Here is a 16,752-nt window from a genome sequence, read left to right on the forward strand (position 1 = left end):
TCATAATGTGCTGAGCGGAGTCTCCGCCCGGCTCGAACCGCTGTCAACGGTCCCGGGCGGAGAAAACGGTCCCGGGGCCGTGCGGGGCACGAAAAAAATCGCCGCGGCGATCGGATGCGATCGGCACGCGGCGACAGGGAGCGGCTCGGAAGCGACTCGGTCGGGAGCGAGGAGGAAAAGCGGGAGGTGCCCGGAACCGGACTTGAACCGGTACGCCCGCGAAGGGGCAGCGAGGTTTAAGCTCGCCGTGTCTGCATTCCACCATCCGGGCAGGCCATGGGCTCCGCAACGAGGTTCCGAGCCTATCGGGACAGATCCCCCGAACAGCGGAACGCCCGCTCGATGTTGTCTTATTTTATTGACGTCTGAGGGTGCATCAGACCACGGTAGCCGCCATCAGCACATGCCGCAGGCCCTTCCACGCTCCTCGGCGCCCTCGTCCCCGTCACCGTGGATTGACGGGATTTCACCTCCCGCGGTGATCTTCGCTCTCAGGGTCGCGCGTCATCCCCAGGTATGACCCCGGCGGCCCCGGTCCCCCCGAAGTCGCCCCCAGGAACCGGAACAGCGGCTGACTTCACGGCCCGGGACGGCCACGACGATGGAGAGGTCCCTCCAACGGGACCCCGTCCCCATCCGTCGTCCGACAGGAGCCCCCTTCCGTGACCACCACCCCCATCGCCGGCAAGGCCACCGCAGTGGCCGCGCGCGCCACGGATCTGTCCAAGGTCTACGGACAGGGCGAGACCCAGGTGGTCGCGCTCGACCGGGTCTCCGTCGACTTCCGGCAGGCCGAGTTCACCGCGATCATGGGCCCGTCCGGGTCCGGCAAGTCGACCCTGATGCACTGCGTCGCCGGCCTCGACACCTTCTCGTCGGGCTCCGTGCGCATCGGCGACACCGAGCTCGGGTCCCTCAAGGACAAGCAGCTCACCAAGCTCCGCCGGGACAAGATCGGCTTCATCTTCCAGGCGTTCAACCTGCTGCCCACCCTGACGGCCCTGGAGAACATCACGCTCCCCATGGACATCGCGGGCCGCAAGGCGGACAAGCAGTGGCTGGAGAACGTGATCGCGATGGTGGGCCTGTCCGACCGGCTCGGCCACCGGCCCTCGGAGCTCTCCGGCGGCCAGCAGCAGCGCGTGGCCGTCGCCCGCGCCCTCGCCTCCCGTCCCGAGATCATCTTCGGTGACGAGCCGACCGGAAACCTGGACTCGCGCTCCGGCGCCGAGGTCCTCGGCTTCCTGCGCAACTCCGTGCGCGAGCTGGGCCAGACCGTCGTCATGGTCACCCACGACCCGGTCGCCGCCGCCTACGCGGACCGCGTGATCTTCCTCGCCGACGGCCGTGTCGTCGACGAGGTGTACGCCCCGACCGCCGACTCGGTCCTGGACCGCATGAAGCAGTTCGACGCCAAGGGCCGCACCAGCTGACGCCCGCACAGCCGCCGCCCCGCCGCCCCGTCGCCGTACTCCTGGACTGAGAAACCCCATGTTCCGTACCGCCTTGCGCAATGTGTTCGCGCACAAGGCCAGGCTCCTGATGACCGTGCTCGCCGTCATGCTCGGCGTCGCCTTCGTCTCCGGCACCCTGGTCTTCACCAACACCATCTCCGACGCCTTCCAGAAGAGCTCCGCCAAGGGCTTCGCCCAGGTCGACGTCGCCGTCACGCCCCAGAGCGCCGAATCGAAGGGCGACCGGCTCGCCAAGGACCCGAAGCTCACGCAGGCCACCCTCGACCGGGCCGCGAAGACGCCCGGCGCCGGCTCCGCCATCGGCGTCGTCAGCGGCTTCGCGGCCGTCGCCGACAAGGACGGCAAGCTCGTCGGCAACGGCTTCTCCACCCAGGGCGCCAACTACTGGGGCGACCACGACCCGCGCTACCCGCTCGAGAGCGGCGAGGCGCCCCACGGCAAGGGCGAGGTCGCGCTCGACGCGCAGACCGCGAAGCGCGCGGGCTACAAAGTCGGTGACACCGTACGGATGTCCATCGACGGGCCCGTCCTGACGCCCACCGTCACCGGCATCTTCACCACCGAGGACGGCAATGTCGCGGCCGGCGGCAGCCTCGCCCTGTTCGACACGGCGACCGCGCAGCAGCTCCTGCACAAGCAGGGCTCGTACGACGAGATCGACGTCAAGGCCGCGGCGGGCACCAGCCAGGCCGCCCTGCGGAGCGCGCTCGACAAGACCCTGCCGAAGGACCAGGTCGAGACCACGACCGGCCGGCAGCTCGCCGACGACCAGGCCGAGCAGATCTCCTCAAGCATGAGTTCGATGAAGTCGAGCCTGCTGGTGTTCGCCGGGATCGCGCTCTTCGTCGGTGTCTTCATCATCGCCAACACGTTCACGATGCTCGTCGCCCAGCGCACCAAGGAACTCGCGCTCATGCGGGCCGTCGGCGCCTCGCGCAGGCAGGTCACGCGCTCCGTCCTCGCGGAGGCGTTCGTGGTCGGCGCGGTCGCGGCCGTCACCGGTCTGGCGGCGGGCATCGGCATCGGCGCCGGGATGCGCTCCCTGATGGGCGCGACCGACGCGCAGATCCCCGACGGGCCGCTCGTGGTCTCGCCCGGCACCATCGTCACGTCCCTCGTCGTCGGCGTCGTCATCACGATGCTGGCCGCGTGGCTGCCCGGCCGCCGCGCCGCGAAGATCCCGCCCGTCGCGGCGATGAGCAGCGTGCACGCCACGGCGACCACCCGCTCCCTCGTCGTACGGAACACGATCGGCGCGCTGTTCGCGGCGGCCGGCATCGCCTCCTCCCTGTACGCGACGACGATGAGCGACGGCACCTCGGCGCAGGCCCCCCTGGGTCTCGGCGCGGGCCTCCTCGTGATCGGCGTCTTCATCCTGACCCCGCTGCTGTCCCGCCCGCTGATCGCGGCCGCGGGACCGGTCCTGCGCGTCTTCGGGATCTCCGGCAAGCTGGCCCGCCAGAACGCCGTCCGCAACCCGCGCCGCACCGCCGCGACCGCCTCCGCCCTGATGATCGGTCTCACGCTGATCACCGGCCTGACGGTCATCGCGGGCAGCGCCCAGCAGGCCATCGACAAGATGGCGTCGTCCGCCCTCAAGGCCGACTACGTCGTCTCCATGGCGAACATGAACTCCCTGTCCCCCGAGGTCGCCGGCAAGCTCGCCGGGGTCGACGGCGTCACCGCCACCAGCGGCCTGAGCAACGCGCCCTCGCGCATCGACGGCCGGACCGAGTTCCTGACCGGCGTCAACGGCGCCACCATCGGCTCGCTGACCGATCTCAAGGTCGACAGCGGCACCTTCCGGATCGGCGGCCGTGACGTCGTCGTGGACGACAAGACCGCGAAGGACCACGGCTGGCGCACCGGCTCGACGTTCACCACGAGCTTCGAGGACGGCAAGAAGCAGCGGCTGACCGTCGCCGGTGTCTACGAGGGCAACGACATGATGCGCGGCATCATGCTGGACTCCGCCGTCCTGACCCCGCACGTCACGGACCCGTCCGACATGCAGGTCATGGTGAAGACCGACGGCGGTACGTCCGCCGCCGCCAAGGACCGCATCGAGAAGGCGCTCGGCGACAACCCGGCGATCCTCGTCCAGGACAAGCAGGACATCTCCCACGCGATCTCGAAGATGTTCACGCTGATGCTGAACATGCTCTACGGCCTGCTCGCCATGGCGGTCGTCGTCGCCGTCCTCGGCGTCATCAACACCCTGGCCATGTCGGTGTTCGAGCGCTCGCAGGAGATCGGCATGCTGCGCGCGATCGGCCTCGACCGCAGGGGCATCAAGCGCATGGTGCGCCTGGAGTCCCTGGTGATCTCGCTGTTCGGCGGTGTGCTCGGCGTCGGCCTCGGCGTGTTCTTCGGCTGGGCGGCCGGCCGGCTCATGGCGACGACCCTGACGACGTACGAGCTGGTCCTGCCCTGGGGCCGGATCGGGATCTTCCTCGCGCTGGCCGCCCTCGTGGGCATCCTCGCGGCCCTGTGGCCGGCCCGCCGCGCGGCCCGGCTGAACATGCTCGCGGCCATCAAGTCGGAGTGAGACAACGGCGGATGGGGCGCACCGGCCGACCGCCGGCGCGCCCCATCCGTGCCTCTGGGGCGTCAGTTCCAGATACGCGCCCGCAGGGGCATACCCGGCTCGCCCGACAGGGGTGTCTTCACGGCGAGGATCTGGTTCACGCCGATCTTGTTGCGCTCGAAGCTCAGGGCGGACGCGGCCATGTAGAGGCGCCAGATGCGGGCCCGGCCGGGACTGGTCAGTTTCACGGCCGCGGGCCAGCTCGCCTCCAGGTTGGCGACCCAGCGGCGCAGGGTGAGCGCGTAGTGCTCCCGGATCGCCTCCAGGTCCCTGACCTCGAAGCCGGCCCGCTCCAGGAGCCCGGTGGTCGTGCCGACCGGCGCGAGCTCCCCGTCCGGGAAGACGTACGCGTCGATGAACTCGTCGACCTCGTACGTCGACTCGTCCTTCTGGGGGCGCCGGCCGATCTGGTGGTTGAGGAGCCTGCCGCCCGGCTTGAGGAGGGCGTAGAGCGCCTCGGCGTACTCCAGGTACCGCTCGGAGCCGACGTGTTCGGCCATGCCGATGGACGAGATCGCGTCGAAGGGGCCGTCGCGCACGTCGCGGTAGTCCTGGACCCGGATCTCCACCCGGTCGGTGAGGCCTTCCTCGGCGACCCGCTTACGGGCGTACGCGGCCTGCTCCTGCGAGAGCGTCACGCCGACCACGCCGACGCCGTACTCGCGGGCGGCGTGGATGGCCATGGAGCCCCAGCCGCAGCCGACGTCGAGCAGGCGCTGGCCGGGCGCCAGGCCGAGCTTGCGGGAGACGAGTTCGAGCTTGTCGCGCTGGGCGTCCTCGAGAGTGCCGTCCGGCGCGTCCCAGTACGCGCACGAGTAGACCATCGACGGGCCGAGGACCAGCTCGTAGAAGTCGTTGCCGACGTCGTAGTGGTGACTGATGGCCCGTCGGTCGCTGTTCTTGGTGTGCAGATGCAGGCGGCCGCGCCTGCGCATCTCCTCACCGGGCGGGGCGGGCGGCAGGAAGGGCCCGGCGAGCTTGACCAGTTCGGCGACGGCGGCCCTGACACCGGGCTCCTTCAGTGCCTCGACGAGGCTCCTGCCGTCCTCCTCGGGGCGCTCCCAGACGAGTCCGGCCATCCGGCCGAGGGCGTCGTACAGATCGCCCTCCACGTCCAGGTCACCGGCCACCCAGGCGCGGGCCAGGCCGAGCTCTCCCGGCTTCCACAACAGGCGGCGCAGGGCGCGGCGGTTGCGTACGACGAGGGTGGGTCCGGTGGGCGGCCCGGCCTCCGAACCGTCCCAGGCGCGGAGCCTGACGGGAAGCGGTACTCCGAGTAGCTGTTCGGCGAGGTTCTTCAGCCGCTGTGCGGCGTCCTGCATGGCGCACACCTCCGTAAGGGGAGACGATCCCGGAATCGTCCAACACCACGTAAACACCAACGGAGCGCTCTCGCAGTCCCGTTACTGCGTTACGGATCGGCAAAATACATGTAGCTGCCACGTATATCGGCCGGCCGGGGCGGATCCGGGAACGCCGAAGGGGCGCTCGCACCACGGATGGCGAGCGCCCCTTCAGGGGTGTTACTGGACCGGGGTCAGGAGGCCTTGGCCTTCTCCTCGACCTTCGGAGCCTCGGCGGCGGCCGGGGCCGGCGCCGGCTTGGCGGCCTCGTAGAACTCCTCGCGCGGAGTCTCCAGGGCGCCGAGCGCGGTGATGTCGCGCTTCTGGAACATGTTGATCGTCCACTCGGCGATCACACGGATCTTGCGGTTGTACGTCGGCATGGCGAGCCCGTGGTAGCCACGGTGCATGTACCAGGCGAGACGGCCCTTGAGCTTGATCTTCATCTTGCCCATGACGATCATCGCGACGCCCTTGTGCAGGCCGAGACCCGCGACCGCGCCCTTGTTGCTGTGGCTGTACTCCTTCTGCGGGAAGCCCCGCATGCCGGAGACCACGTTGTCGCCGAGGACCTTGGCCTGACGCATGGCGTGCTGCGCGTTCGGCGGGCACCAGGCGTTCTCGTTGCCCGCCTTGCGGCCGACGAGGTCCGGGACCTGGGCGTTGTCGCCCGCGGCCCAGATGTAGTCCGAGCCCGCGACCTGGAGGGTGGCCTGGGTGTCCACGTGGCCACGCGGGCCGAGCGGGAGGCCGAAGCGCGCGAGGGCCGGGTTCGGCTTGACGCCGGCGGTCCACACGATGGTGTTGGCGTCGACCTCGAGGCCGTTGCTGAGCACCACGTGACCGTCGACGCAGGACGGCATGGTGGTCTTCAGGTAGACCTCGATGCCGCGGGACTCCAGGTGCTTCCTGCCGTACACGCCGAGCTCGGGGCCGACCTCGGGCAGCACCTTGTCGGCGGCGTCGACGAGCACGAAGCGCATGTCCTCGCGCTTCACGTTCTTGTAGAACTTGGCCGCGTCGCGCGCCAGGTCCTCGACCTCACCGATCGTCTCGGCGCCCGCGAAGCCACCGCCGACGAACACGAAGGTGAGCGCCTTGCGGCGGATCTCCTCGTCGTTCGTGGACTCGGCCTTGTCGAGCTGCTCGAGCACGTGGTTGCGCAGGCCGATGGCCTCCTCGACACCCTTCATGCCGATGCCGACCTCGGCGAGGCCCGGCGTCGGGAAGGTGCGGGAGACCGCGCCGAGCGCGATCACCAGGTAGTCGAAGGGAACCTCGTACGCCTCGCCGACGAGCGGGGCGACCGTGGCGACCTTGCGGTCCTGGTCGATGGTGGTGACCCGGCCGGTGAGAATCTCGGCTCCGGGCACAGCGCGTCGCAGCGGGACGACGACGTTGCGCGGCGAGATGCTGCCGGCGGCGGTTTCGGGGAGGAAGGGCTGGTAAGTCATGTACGAGCGCGGATCCACGACCGTGACGGTCGCTTCCGCATAACGCATCTTCTTGAGAATGCGTCGTGCTGCGTACAGGCCTACGTACCCACCGCCTACTACGAGGATCCTGGGACGCTCCGTGGTGCTCATGCCATCGAGTATCCACCCGTCCGGAGGGGGTCGCTCGTGCGCCCCTTCACAAGCACTGACGGGGCCTCTGCTACACTCCGCCCCCCACGTGACCGAGGTCATGGCCCTGGCAGGGAACCACGGTATGACGCCGGTCGTTCCACACCCCTCTTGAGCTGCCGCTCCGGGCATTCGGCGGGGGTGGACCACTCATCCGGTTCATCCGCCCGCAACAAGCCCGCAACGCCCCGCTCGGCGGCCTCCGGAGCGCGGGGAGCCCCTCCCGCGGGCCATCTGGCCCGGATCCTCGCCCCACGAGGCCCAATTCCTTGTGAAGAACTTCACGAACTTTCCCGACGGGGTGTCGCCGGAGCGTGTCGCCCCCCTCCCGGACCGCGCTCAGACGACGTCCTGAGCGCTCAGGGGAGTCGGCCACGGGAGGTACCGGCAGGCCGGAAGGGGGGCCGGGAAGGGGTCGCGAAGCGGCCGGGAAACAGCCTGGAGAGGGCTAGGCGATCGACCAGGCGATGCCGTCGAGGATGTCGTGCTCGCTCACCACGACCTCCTTGGCGCCGATCCACTCCATGATCAGGCGCAGCACCAGCGCGCCGGAGGCGATGACGTCGACGCGGCCCGGGTGGATGACCGGGTTCAGGGAACGCTGGTCGTGCGTGGACGTCACCAGCCAGTCCGTGAGCTCGGCGACGCGCTCGTAGGAGATACGGGAGTGGTGGATGGCCACCGAGTCGTACTCGCTCAGACCGAGCGCGAGCGCGGCGACCGTCGTCACGGAACCGGCCAGACCCACGAGCGTGCGGGCCGCGGTCAGCGGGACGGTCTGCGTCACGAGGTCGAGGGCCGCGACGACGTCCTCACGAACGGCCTCGATCTGCGCGGGCGTCGGCGGATCGGTGACCTGGCCGTCCTCGCCCATGAGGTGGCGCTCCGTCATGCGGACGCAGCCGATGTCGACGGAGCGCGCCGCCAGGACCGTGTCCTCGCCGACGACGAACTCCGTCGAGCCGCCGCCGATGTCCACGACCAGGTAGGGCTTGTCGAGGTCGGCCCGGCCCGTCAGCTCCTTCGTCGCGCCGGTGAAGGAGAACTCGGCCTCCTGGTCGCCCGTGATGACCTCGGGCTCGACGCCCAGGATGTCCACGACCCCGCGCACGAAGTCGTCCCGGTTCTCGGCGTCGCGGGACGCGGACGTGGCCACGAAGCGGATCTTCTCGGCGCCGTGCGCTCTGATGACCTCGGCGTACTCGCGGCAGGCCGCGAAGGTGCGCTCCAGCGCCTCGGGCGCGAGGCGTCCCGTGCGGTCCACGCCCTGCCCGAGCCGCACGATCGTCATGCGCCGGTCCAGTTCCACGAGTTCACCCGTGGCGGGGTCGGCGTCGGCGACGAGGAGCCGGATCGAGTTGGTGCCGCAGTCGACGGCGGCGACCCTGGTCACTGGCTCTCCTCGGGCGCGGCCGACACGCAGGGCCCCTTCGCCCACCACTCGGGCAGCATCGCGATGGCCTCGTCGCCGAGCGGGTTCACACCCGGGCCCGCGGCCAGGGAGTGGCCGACCAGGACGTGCAGGCACTTCACCCGGTCCGGCATGCCGCCCGCGCTCGGGAAGCCCTCGAGGACCTCGATGGCGTCGCGGCGCGCGATGTAGTCCTCGTGCGCCTTGCGGTACGCGTCCGCAAGCTCGGGATCCGTCTGAAGGCGCTCCGTCATCTCCTTCATGACGCCGTTCGCCTCCAGCGTGCCGATCGCGGACGCGGCGCGCGGGCACGTGAGGTAGTACGTCGTGGGGAAGGGCGTGCCGTCCTCGAGGCGCGGCGCCGTCTCGACCACGTCCGGGTTGCCGCAGGGGCAGCGGTGCGCGATGGCCCGCAGGCCGCGCGGCGGGCGGCCGAGCTGCTCCTTGAACGCCTGGATGTCGGCGTCCGTGGGCGCGGTCGGCTCGGTCTGGGGCGGGGGCGTGTCCATGCCTGGGGGCTTTCCTTCAGTGAACTTCGGTAGGGGTACTGCGGATTCGGGGTGCTGCGGGTGCGGGGCTTCGGTGCGGGCGGGTCAGTCGCCGGGGCGGTCGGCCTTGTCGACGCCGTCCCAGACGTTCGAGTACCAGGGCCGTCCCTTCGCGCCCCCCTCGGAGCGGGTGCGCTTCGCCGCGTCGGGGTCGCGCGCCACGTAGCCGGTCTCGCCCGGCATCACCAGGTGGAGCCGGTCGCGGATCCGCTGCTCGGCGTACGAGTCGTCCTGCCAGCGTGCCTTCTCGTCGCGCAGCCTGTCGACCCTGCTCTGGGCCTCCTGCTGCCGGCGCTGGAGGTCGGCGATCTCCCCGCGCTGGGAGACGTACTGCCTTATGGGGTAGGCGAGCGCGACGACCAGGGTGCACAGGACGAGGGCCAGGAGTGCCGCGCGGCCGGTGAGACGGGAACGGCGGGCCTGACGTCTGGTCTGGGAGCGGTAGACGCGCTCGGCGGTCTGCTCGCCGAGCAGACGCAGCCGGGTCGCGGTGGAGAACCGGTCACGGTCCCTGTCCCGGACTCTCCCGGCCATGTTCGCGCCTCCCCTTTACGTGCGTACGTCCCCGCACACGGTACGGGACCGGGTGCGGGGACGTACGTACGACGCTTCCTAAGGCAGTGCCTTAAGAGCGCGCTCAGCCCTTGAAGCGGGGAAACGCGCTGCGGCCGGCGTAGACCGCGGCGTCGTCGAGGATCTCCTCGATGCGCAGGAGCTGGTTGTACTTGGCGACGCGGTCCGAGCGGGCCGGGGCACCGGTCTTGATCTGGCCGCAGTTCACCGCGACGGCGAGGTCGGCGATGGTGACGTCCTCGGTCTCGCCGGAGCGGTGGGACATCATGCACTTGAAGCCGTTGCGCTGGGCCATCTCGACGGCGTCCAGGGTCTCGGTCAGCGAACCGATCTGGTTGACCTTGACGAGCAGGGCGTTGGCGGAGCCCTCCTCGATGCCGCGGGCGAGGCGCTCGGGGTTGGTGACGAAGAGGTCGTCGCCGACGATCTGGACCTTGTCGCCCAGCTTCTCGGTGATGACGTTCCAGCCGGCCCAGTCGTCCTCGTACAGCGGGTCCTCGATGGAGACCAGCGGGTACGCGGAGACGAGCTCCTCGTAGTACTCGGTCATCTCGGCGGCCGAGCGGGACTTGCCCTCGAACTCGTACTTGCCGTCCTTGTAGAACTCGGACGCGGCGACGTCGAGCGCGAGCGCGATCTGCTCACCGGGAACGTAACCGGCCTGCTTGATGGCCTCGACGATGAGGTCGAGGGCCTCGCGGTTCGAGCCGAGGTTCGGGGCGAAGCCGCCCTCGTCGCCCAGACCGGTGGACAGGCTCTTGGTCTTCAGCACCTTCTTGAGGGTGTGGTAGACCTCGGCGCCCCAGCGAAGGGCCTCGGAGAAGGACTCCGCGCCGATCGGCGCGATCATGAACTCCTGGATGTCGACGTTGGAGTCGGCGTGCGACCCACCGTTGAGGATGTTCATCATCGGGACGGGCAGCAGGTGCGCGTTCGGACCGCCGAGGTAGCGGAACAGCGGCAGGTCGCTGGCCTCGGAGGCGGCGTGCGCGACGGCGAGGGAGACGCCGAGGATGGCGTTGGCGCCGAGCGAACCCTTGTTGTCGGTGGCGTCCAGGTCGAACATCGCCTGGTCGATCAGGCGCTGCTCGGTGGCGTCGTAGCCGACGAGCTCCGGGCCGATCTGCTCGATGACGGCGAGGACGGCCTTCTCGACACCCTTGCCCTGGTAGCGGTTCGGGTCACCGTCGCGGAGTTCGATGGCCTCGAACGCGCCGGTGGACGCACCGGACGGGACAGCGGCACGACCGGTGCTGCCGTCGTCGAGGCCGACCTCGACCTCGACCGTGGGGTTGCCTCGGGAGTCCAGGATTTCCCGGGCTACGACGACGTCGATGGACGGCACGAGCATCTCCTTATGGGATGTGACGCAACTACGCCGGGCCGCATGGTCCGGCAACACACGAGCCTAACCGGCTCCAGGCACCGGCCAGCCGACCGACCGGCCCGTGGACAAAAACCGAGAGCGAATTGTTTCCGAACGGAACAAAAAGCACCGGCCGACAACGGACGAAAGCCCAGGACCCCTCACGCACCAAAACCCCGCCCCGGGCGCGACGGGGGAATGCGCACCCGGGGCGGGGAGTCCTTGGGGGGACCTGGCGTGGTACCGGCCGTCCGCCGAAAGCCGGCACCCGAGCGGCCTGGGGGCTGTCGCCCCCTCCCCTCCTTACTTGAGGTGGAGCTGCTGACCCGGGTAGATCAGGTCGGCGTCCTCGACGATGTCCTTGTTCAGCTTGAAGAGCTTCGCCCAGCCACCCTTGACGTGGTGCGCCTCGGCGATGGTGCTGAGGGTGTCGCCGGCCTTCACCTTGTACTCGCCGTCACCCTTCTCGACCTTCTTGCCGGCCGGGGTCTCGACGGTCTTCTTCGACTCCTGCTTCGGGGCGGCAGGCGCCTTGCGCTCCTGGCTGCGGGTGGTCGGCTGCTCGGTGCGCTCCTGCTGCTTCGGGGCGGCGGCGGCCGGGGCGGAGCCGGTCGAGGCGGCGGACAGGCCCACGCCGCAGCTCGGCCAGGCACCCTTGCCCTGGCTCGCCAGGACCTTCTCGGCGACGGCTATCTGCTGCGCCTTGGAGGCCTTGTCGGCGGTGGAGGCGTAGGCGGTGCCGCCGTACGCGGCCCAGGTGGACGAGGAGAACTGGAGGCCGCCGTAGTAGCCGTTGCCCGTGTTGATCGACCAGTTGCCGCCGGACTCGCACTGCGCGACCGCGTCCCACTCGGAGGTGGTGGCGGCGGAGGCGCCGGTGGCACCCATCAGCGGGACGGCGACAGCGGCACCGGCGACACCGGCGAGCGTGGCGACGCGAACGGCCTTGGACGGGCGACGGTGCTTGCCCTTGCTGGAAAACAGCATCGAGAGATCCCCTCACCGACGCCTACGAGGTGAGCTGTCGGGTTCGGGCCGGATGAGTGCCCGGTCGCACGTCCTGCGTGCGACTTCACCCCAAGCCGGTCGGTCGGCCGTCTCTCGACGGCCGGGGCCGGCACTTACCTTGGGTCCCCCGCTCCTGCCTACGGCGCTTACGCGACGACTGTTCCCGTACGGACGTTGGCAGGATTCGGCGTGACATCCGACGGGGCCCGCTGTGGCGAGCGGTGATGACCGTAAGCAGTGGATCGCCCGAATTTCAAAGACGATCAGGGCCTTTGAGACCCATCTCTCACCGTCACCAAAGCGGACATCACGCCCGAACTGCCCCTACTTTTCGCCCGATTCGAGCCCAAGATCCAGACTCTGACCAGGAAGGATGAGGTCGGGGTCGGCGCCGACCGTCTTCTTGTTCTCGGCGTACAGAGCGGCCCATCCGCCGTCCACGTCATGGGTGTCGGCGATGCCCCAGAGGTTGTCGCCGGAGCGCACGGTATAAGTACCTTCGTCCGCATTCACACCCTTGCGCCCGCTTTCTCCGCCGCGCGAGGCATGGCGGCCCGAGCCGTCGTCGGCGCGCGAGGAGCCCGGGACGTCGTCCTCGGCGGCGTCGCCGCGGTGCCGGCCGGAGGCGGGCGCAGCGGCGGAGTCCGAGCCGTCGGAGGCCTCCGACGAGGGCGCGCCGGCGGTCGAAGTCGAGCCGTCCCGGCCGGACTTGTCGCTCTTGGAGTCGCCCGCGGTGTTACCTGCGGTATCACCCGAGTCGTCGTGACTCTTCTCTCGGGAGTCGCCCTTCGCGGCCTCGGACGCGGAGTCCGCCGACTCGTCGCTCGCGTCACTCTTCGCGGTGTCGCCGTCCGCCGCGTCGTCACGGCCGGAGTCGCCGGCGGACGCGGACGGGGTCGGCAGGGCCGCCCCGGGGTCGACGTCGGCCGCGGCGTCGTCCGCCGTGAGCCCCGAGGTGACCGAGCAGACCGGCCACGCCCGCGGACCCTCGTCGGCGAGGACCTTCTCGGCGACGGCTATCTGCTGCGAGCGGCTGGCCTGGTCGGCGCGCGGCGCGAAGTCGAGGCCACCGTGGTCCTCCCAGATCTCCTGCGAGAGCTGGAGCCCGCCGTAGTAGCCGTTGCCCGGATCGGCGCTCCAGGAGCCGCCGCTCTCGCACTCGGCGAGCTTGTCCCACGTGGCGGTCGACGCGGCGCTCGCGCTGGTCGCGCCGAGCAGGGGGATCGCGATGGCGGAGCCGGCCACTCCCGCGGCGACGATGAGCGCGGGAGCCTGGCGGGGGCGACGGTGACGACCGTTCCCGGTGAGCATGAAGGCGCCTTTCGGTGGCTCGGGGAATGCTGCGGCGGGTGGTGCCGCGATGACTGGTGAACGTAGCGGGAGTCGAACGCTTGTCACAAGTCGATGCAGCCGAGATCACGTGAAAGTCACAGTCTTGACGAACCGTCAGTTACACCGCTTCGCCCGGACCTTCCCGATGCGGCGTGAACTCGACCGGAAGCGTGCGCAATCCCCGCATGATGAGGCCGCCGCGCCAGCGCAAATCGGCAGGATCTCCCGCGAGTCGCAGGTCCGGAAGGCGCGTCAGGAGCGTAGCGAGGGCGGTCTGCCCCTCCAGGCGCGCGAGGGGGGCTCCGAGGCAGTAGTGGATCCCGTGCCCGTATCCGAGGTGCTGGTTGTCGCGCCGGGAGAGATCGAGGGTGTCGGGCTCGTCGAAGCGCGCCGGGTCGCGGTCGGCGGCGGCGAGCACGACCAGGACGGGGTCGCCGGCGGCGATGTCCTGTCCCCCGACGGTCAGCGGCTCGGTCGCGAAGCGCCACGTGGCGAGCTCCACGGGGCCGTCGTAGCGCAGGAGTTCCTCGATCCCGGTCTCCAGAAGGCCGGGCTCGGCGGCTCCGGGGGCCAGCGACCGCTGGAGCCGCTCGCGCTGCTCGGGGTGGGTGAGCAGGGCGTACGTGCCGTTGCCGATCAAATTGACCGTGGTCTCAAAACCTGCGAAGAGAAGGATGAAGGCCATGGCGGCGGCCTCGTTCTCCGTGAGGTGCTCCCCGTGGTCGGAGGCGCGGATGAGGCCGGAGATGAGGTCGTCGCCCGGGTCGCTGCGCTTGCGGTGGATGAGTTCGGCCAGATAGCCGCGCATCTTCTTGACGGAGCGCGCGACACCGCCGCGCGGGCCCCCGCCGTGGCGGATCATCATGCCCGCCCAGTCGCGGAAGTCGTCCTGGTCCTCGCGCGGGACGCCCAGCAGGTCACAGATCGCGTAGATGGGGAGCGGGAAGGCGAAGTCGTGGATCAGGTCGGCCTCGCCCCGGGCGGCGAACCGGTCGATGAGGCCGTCCGTCAACTCCTGCACACGAGGAGCGAATTCGGCCACCCGGCGTGGGGTGAACGCCTTCGAGACGAGGCGGCGCAGGCGGGTGTGGTCCGGCGGGTCGATGTTGAGCAGATGGGTCATCAGCTCGGCCTTGCGCTCGCCCGGAATGCCGGTCTTGCCCTTGGCGTGGGCGGGCTCGTCGTGGTGCGCCGGGTTCTTGGACAGGCGCTGGTCGGCCAGCGCCTGTTTCGCGTCCGCGTACCGCGTGACCAGCCAGGCCTCGACACCGCTGGGGAGCGTCGTGCGGTGGACGGGCGAGTGCTCGCGCAGCCAGGCGTAGGCCGGATACGGATCGGTGGCGAACTCCCAGGTGAAGAGTTCGGGAGCGGTGCGCTGCGCGGGCTTGTCGGTCACGCCTCGACCGTATCCGGCGCGGGGCGCCACCCCCTGCCGGACCCCACCGCCGCCGGTTCTAGGGCCTGTCGTCACATTCCCGTCGTCCGCCCGAGGGGCGGGCCCGGCGGCGTCCGGTGCGTGCGATCGCAAGGCGCCGGAGAGCCCTTGCAGCGGAGCTACCAGGGCTATTCGGCAACGCCGCGAGCGGGCGTGCCAGACGCCGCCGGGCAGACGGGAATGTGACGACAGGCCCTAGGCCAGCCCCTCCGCCGCCCGGATCGCGTCCCGGTACGCCCGGGACGCCGCGCGCAGTGCCGCCTCCGGGTCGACGCCGTCGGCCTCGGCGCGCAGGGCGAGTGCCAGCAATTCGTAGCCGACGCCCTCGCCGGACGGGAGGGGCACGTCGAGGCCGGCCGTGCGGACCCTCGATCCCAGTTTCGCCGCGAGCGCGAGGCCGGGCTGTCCCACCGGCACCCCGTCCGTGACGGACTCGCGCTGCTTCTCCACGGCCTTCGTGCGCAGCCAGTGCTCCTTCACGTCCTGCGGGGTGAGCGCCGTGTCGTCGCCGAAGACGTGCGGGTGACGGTGGATGAGCTTCTCGACGATGCCGCCGGCGACGTCGTCCACGGAGAACGCCTCGTCCCCTTCCTCACCGGAGGCCTCCTCGGCGATCCGGGCGTGGAAGACAACCTGGAGGAGCACGTCGCCGAGCTCCTCGCGCAGCTCGTCCCGGTCGCCGTCCTCGATCGCCTCGACGAGTTCGTACGCCTCCTCGATCGCGTACTTCGCCAGGCCCTTGTGGGTCTGCTGCGAGGACCACGGGCACTCGCGACGGATGCGGTCCATGACCTGGACCAGGTCGAGGAGGCGGGCGCCCGGCAGGTCGTAGGAGGCCGGGAGCAGTTCCAGGTCGGGCATCGCGACGCGGCCCGAGCCGGCGAGCGCGGCCAGGCCGTCGGTCAGGCGCCGGTCGCCCTCGGCGGTGGCGACGACCACGACGGTGCGGCCGCCGGCGCAGGCGTCGACGAGCTCGTGGGCCGTCGGCGCCGCCTCCCGCACCTCGATGCCGGCCTCCCGCAGATACGGCAGCTGCGGGTGCGCGGCGTCGGCGCACAGCACCTCGTCGGCGGCGTGCAGGAGCTGCCAGGCCGACCAGGACAGCAGGCCGGGTGCGACGCGGTGGCTGGTGGTGAGCAGGACGATGCGGCCGGTCGGGACGGCGGCGGGTGTGTTCTCGGCGTTCACGCCTCGAACGTAACCCAGGCCGCCCGCCGCGCCCTACGCCGTCTGCTCGTCCCCCGTCTTCGGGGACGTGACCTCGCGCACCCAGGGTGTCTTCGTGTCGGCGCGGCCGTGGCTCTTGGCGATGTCCCAGGTGCCGTAGCGCGGGTTCAGGCCGACGTTCAGCTCCTTGGAGGCCTGGTCGAGCGCCTTCCAGAAGGGGGCCTGGTCGCTCTCGGCCTGGGACTGCATGTTCGCGCCGACCTTCTGTGCGAGGCCCATGACCTCGAGATCGGTGCGGGCGCTGTCCGCGATGCGCTCGGGCGCGATGTTGTACTGCTCGAGCAGGGCGAGCTGCAGCTGCCGCACGCCGCCGGCCTGCTGCGCCATCGCGGCTTCCCGCTCCTGGACCTGCCGGCGGCTCACCTTGACGCCCGCGTCGGTGGCCGCGCGGTGCACCACACGGTCGAAGACCATGGAGTTCAGCGTGTTCCTGGTGAGGCTGCCGGACTTGGCGATGGCCTGCTCGTACTGCTGGTCGTCCTTGGTGGCGGCCTGCTGGGCGTCGCGCACCTCGTTCACCCGGTTCTGCAGCTGGGAGACGGTGATGCGGTCGCTGCCCACGACGGCCGCGGCGCCGGGATGCGCGTCGTCGCCGCAGGCGGTGAGGAGGGGGACCGCGGCTACGGCGGCGGTGGAGAGGACGAGCGCGGTGCGGCGGCTGTTGCGGCGATGCAAGGTGGGCCTCCCTGCGAAGAGTTTGTGCGTCGGTGCACAAAGTCCGGCGGTGATCGATGTTAGGCAGTGGCCGTGCTCTCGGCCACCTATTCGACCCAACGATTCGGCGGGAGTTGAGGCACTCCCCCGTGCCCGGCCCGACCCGGC

General features: G+C 70.3%; 13 protein-coding genes, 1 tRNA gene and 1 riboswitch. Of the genes, 2 read left to right on the forward strand and 12 right to left on the reverse strand.

Going from position 1 to position 16,752, the window contains the following annotated elements:
• Positions 1-187 precede the first annotated feature (187 nt).
• Positions 188-271, reverse strand: a tRNA-Leu gene (locus tag ACFC96_RS06510).
• 391 nt (positions 272-662) lie between these two features.
• Between ACFC96_RS06510 and ACFC96_RS06515 the strand changes: the two genes are divergently transcribed.
• Complete coding sequence (locus ACFC96_RS06515) at positions 663-1,433, forward strand: ABC transporter ATP-binding protein (protein WP_116512584.1); 771 nt, start codon at positions 663-665, stop codon at positions 1,431-1,433.
• 58 nt (positions 1,434-1,491) lie between these two features.
• A complete protein-coding gene (locus tag ACFC96_RS06520) occupies positions 1,492-4,023 on the forward strand; it encodes an ABC transporter permease (RefSeq protein WP_376610619.1) in 2,532 nt (843 codons plus the stop codon).
• Positions 4,024-4,085: 62 nt separating this feature from the next.
• Here ACFC96_RS06520 and ACFC96_RS06525 read toward each other — a convergent pair whose 3' ends face one another.
• From ACFC96_RS06525 to ACFC96_RS06575, 11 genes are all read right to left on the reverse strand, one after another.
• On the reverse strand, positions 4,086-5,384 hold the full coding sequence (locus ACFC96_RS06525; protein ID WP_376610621.1) for a class I SAM-dependent methyltransferase: 1,299 nt from the start codon (positions 5,382-5,384) through the stop codon (positions 4,086-4,088).
• Positions 5,385-5,599: 215 nt separating this feature from the next.
• Complete coding sequence (locus tag ACFC96_RS06530; protein WP_376262349.1) at positions 5,600-6,991, reverse strand: NAD(P)/FAD-dependent oxidoreductase; 1,392 nt, start codon at positions 6,989-6,991, stop codon at positions 5,600-5,602.
• Positions 6,992-7,478: 487 nt separating this feature from the next.
• Complete coding sequence (locus tag ACFC96_RS06535) at positions 7,479-8,423, reverse strand: exopolyphosphatase (protein ID WP_376610623.1); 945 nt, start codon at positions 8,421-8,423, stop codon at positions 7,479-7,481.
• Positions 8,420-8,950 carry a DUF501 domain-containing protein gene (locus ACFC96_RS06540; protein ID WP_376262343.1) on the reverse strand — a complete coding sequence of 177 codons (531 nt, stop codon included), beginning with the start codon at positions 8,948-8,950 and terminating at the stop codon, positions 8,420-8,422. Before ACFC96_RS06540 ends, ACFC96_RS06535 begins: the two co-directional genes overlap by 4 nt.
• 84 nt (positions 8,951-9,034) lie before the next feature.
• On the reverse strand, positions 9,035-9,523 hold the full coding sequence (locus tag ACFC96_RS06545) for a septum formation initiator family protein (protein WP_376262340.1): 489 nt from the start codon (positions 9,521-9,523) through the stop codon (positions 9,035-9,037).
• Positions 9,524-9,626: 103 nt separating this feature from the next.
• Complete coding sequence (gene eno, locus ACFC96_RS06550) at positions 9,627-10,913, reverse strand: phosphopyruvate hydratase (protein ID WP_376262338.1); 1,287 nt, start codon at positions 10,911-10,913, stop codon at positions 9,627-9,629.
• A 318-nt stretch (positions 10,914-11,231) separates the two neighbouring features.
• Positions 11,232-11,915, reverse strand: coding sequence for a transglycosylase family protein (locus ACFC96_RS06555; RefSeq protein ID WP_376610625.1), 684 nt, complete (start codon positions 11,913-11,915; stop codon positions 11,232-11,234).
• A gap of 4 nt (positions 11,916-11,919) precedes the next feature.
• A riboswitch (cyclic di-AMP (ydaO/yuaA leader) is annotated at positions 11,920-12,136 on the reverse strand.
• Between the two features lie 124 nt (positions 12,137-12,260).
• Entirely contained in the window at positions 12,261-13,247 is a 987-nt protein-coding gene (locus ACFC96_RS06560; protein WP_376610627.1) for a transglycosylase family protein, read from the reverse strand.
• Positions 13,248-13,386: 139 nt separating this feature from the next.
• A complete protein-coding gene (locus tag ACFC96_RS06565; RefSeq protein ID WP_376610629.1) occupies positions 13,387-14,664 on the reverse strand; it encodes a cytochrome P450 in 1,278 nt (425 codons plus the stop codon).
• A 234-nt stretch (positions 14,665-14,898) separates the two neighbouring features.
• Positions 14,899-15,891, reverse strand: coding sequence for a nucleoside triphosphate pyrophosphohydrolase (locus ACFC96_RS06570; RefSeq protein WP_376262327.1), 993 nt, complete (start codon positions 15,889-15,891; stop codon positions 14,899-14,901).
• A gap of 33 nt (positions 15,892-15,924) precedes the next feature.
• Complete coding sequence (locus ACFC96_RS06575; protein WP_376262324.1) at positions 15,925-16,605, reverse strand: SurA N-terminal domain-containing protein; 681 nt, start codon at positions 16,603-16,605, stop codon at positions 15,925-15,927.
• Positions 16,606-16,752 lie beyond the last annotated feature (147 nt).

This window comes from Streptomyces sp. NPDC055955 (genome assembly GCF_042270245.1).
In the GTDB taxonomy this organism is placed as follows: domain Bacteria; phylum Actinomycetota; class Actinomycetes; order Streptomycetales; family Streptomycetaceae; genus Streptomyces.